This window comes from Arthrobacter silvisoli, assembly GCF_003369445.1.
GTDB classification, from domain to species: domain Bacteria; phylum Actinomycetota; class Actinomycetes; order Actinomycetales; family Micrococcaceae; genus Arthrobacter; species Arthrobacter silvisoli.
This window is the reverse complement of the sequence record NZ_QRCU01000045.1, coordinates 1-517: the sequence shown is the minus strand read 5'-3', so window position 1 is coordinate 517 and position 517 is coordinate 1. Positions and strand designations below refer to the sequence as shown.

Sequence of the window (517 nt, the reverse complement as noted above, 5' to 3'; positions counted from 1 at the left end):
AGCGAACACAGCGAAGGCCTACACCACCGAATCCGGCAACTTCTGTTGGATCGGAAACGTAAAGGTTGCCGTGGCAATCCACGACAACTGGGCCACCAACCGCGGGCCGTGGGTGGTGGCAGCCAACTGGGCCTACCAGTCCTACCCAACCGGATACATCAACGGGTGGGGCGGCTGGCACTCCTGGGGCGACAGCGGCGGCTACTCGACGTAGCAAAAGGCTCGAAACTGAGCAGGAAAGCGGGTTTCATGGCTCCGCTTTCCTGCGTGTAAACGAGTACCGTCGTCAGGGGATGCGATAGGTCAAATTTCACCCCTCAGTGGACAGAATCTAATGTTTCACCGCCAATGGCTGCAACGGTGACTTTGACTAGTTGACTGGTCAGTTGCTGGCGGTCTGTTGGGCGACTGTGTGGGCAAGGCGGTAGGAGTCGGTGCCGGTTTCGATGATAGTGCCGTTGAAGGTCAGCCGGTCCACGATCGCAGCGCAGAGCCGTGGGTCGGTGAAAGTCCTAGT

At 58.8% G+C, this 517-nt stretch carries 2 protein-coding genes; one reads left to right on the top strand and one right to left on the bottom strand.

Annotated elements, in window-relative coordinates:
- The coding region (locus DWV11_RS20150; RefSeq protein ID WP_210725748.1) for a hypothetical protein at positions 1–214 on the top strand (214 nt) is incomplete at its 5' end.
- A 168-nt stretch (positions 215–382) separates the two neighbouring features.
- On the opposite strand, the gene DWV11_RS13245 is transcribed toward DWV11_RS20150, so the two are convergent.
- Positions 383–517 (bottom strand): ATP-binding protein (locus tag DWV11_RS13245; protein WP_245953637.1); only part of this gene is annotated, 135 nt, incomplete at its 5' end.